The sequence below is a fragment of the Streptomyces sp. NPDC031274 genome, assembly GCF_055570235.1.
In genome coordinates this window covers 1-1,802 of sequence record NZ_JBVIHP010000147.1, presented here as the reverse complement: position 1 = coordinate 1,802, position 1,802 = coordinate 1, and the positions used below count along the sequence as shown (strand labels likewise).

The following is a 1,802-nucleotide window of genomic DNA, read 5'->3' as shown; positions in this document are numbered from 1 at the left end:
AAGAACGCGAAGTAGGCGTACACCCCGGCAATCCACAGACGCGATTCACCCACATCGGTGAACGCGACGTATCGCCATGCCAGTTGGCATGCGGCCTGCCTAGGCTCGGGCCGACAACATCAAATAGGACGGCCCCCGGCCGGGACTGCAATCCCGGCCGGGGGCCTGACCATCAAGGAAGGCAGACTTCCTCATGGCTGAACGCGAGCCTAGCGCGCACTCGGACGAAGAAGCCGGTGGCCGCAGACGGGCGAGGCCTCCCGCCTCCCAAGCCGAGCAGTTGGTGGACGACCTGCGCGGCGCCCCCGACAGCACCCCCTCGGTCGAGAACGCGCGCTCTCTGCGCGACGCCGGTTGGCGCCTAGTGGTCGCCTACTGTCGCATCTCCTTCGACGCACACAGGCGTGACGGGCACGGAGTGGAAGATCAAGCGAGGCATTGCGCCCGCATCGCAGCACGTCATCGGATGGTCGTCGTCCACTTCTACATCGACAACGGCAAGTCGGCGTCCAAACCCGGCATCGTGCGGCCCGACTTCGACGCCATGATCGATGCGCTCCTGAACGGCACCACGACGTGCGGCTACCCGGTCGACGGGGTGGTGTGCGTGGCCGACGACCGTCTCTATCGCGATCTGCATACCTACCAGCGCTTCGTCAAAGCCTTCACGTCGCACCCCACTCGCGCCTACGCGGACCAGCTCGGCGAGTACGACCTCTACTGCGACGAAGCCGCGCGGCGCGGTCTGCTGGGGGCGGCTGCCGCGCGCGCCGAGAGCAAGAAGCAACAGCAGCGCGCACGGTTGAATCACCGCTCTCGCGCGGAGCGAGGGGAGCCGGTCGCCTCACGTCGGCCCTTCGGCTGGAACAGCGACAAGCTCACCCTGTGCACTGGCGAGTCCGAGGTCGTACGACAGGGGGTACGGAGCCTGCTGGGAGGGAAGACCCTCACAGCCGTGGCCCAAGACTTCAACGCCTCCGGCTACACCAGCACGTTGGGCAACACCTGGCAGTGTCAGACCGTCAAGCAGATCCTTCGTAACCCCCGGATCTGCGGATACCGCAAGCTCCACGGCGAATTGGTGACCACCTCGGCGGGCGAGCCAGTGGTCGGCCAGTGGGAGCCCATCGTGTCACCAGACGAATGGCGGGCGGTCGCGGCCCTACTCGACCAGAAGCGGCACGCGGGAGGGTGGACCAAGACCGGGGACGGTCGGCATTCAGGCGGGGCATACCTTCTCACCGGGATGGTGCGATGCGGGCGGCGCCTCGCGGATGGCCGCCCGTGCAACGCGCGCCTCTACGGCTCATCCACCGGCGGGTCCCATCAGTACCGGTGCCGCGCTGCCACCGATGGAGGCTGCGGACGCGTCAGCCGCCAAGGCCCCCCTGTTGATCACCTGGTCACCGAACACGTACTCAAGAGGCTGGAGCAGCAGGGCAATCTGCCCGCGCACCTCCACGAAGCCGACCCGAAGGACCACCGGCTCAAGATCACCCAGCAGCGAAAGGAATCACTCCAGGAGCAGTGGTATGCGGAGGAAATCACTGACTCGCAGTACTTCTCTCGCTTGAGATCAGCGGAAGCGGAAATCAAGCAGCTGATCAACGAACGCAAGGCCTGGGCTGCAGAGCGGGAGAACACCTCGCGTCAGAGCGACGGAATGAGAACCGAGTGGAACGGGATGACTCTCAGCGAGAAGCGCGGGGTGCTCCTGACCCTTCTCGAGGCCGTGATCATCCTCCCCGGCACGAAGGGCTCCCATCGCTTCGACCCCACCACGGTCATCCCCGTGTGGCGGG

Annotated in this window: 1 protein-coding gene; it reads left to right on the top strand. The window is 66.0% G+C overall.

Annotation, left to right across the window (positions count from 1 at the left end; genetic code table 11):
* Positions 1-193: 193 nt before the first annotated feature.
* A partial coding sequence (locus tag ACZ5CR_RS44380) for a recombinase family protein (RefSeq protein ID WP_468869115.1) occupies positions 194-1,802 on the top strand: 1,609 nt, incomplete at its 3' end.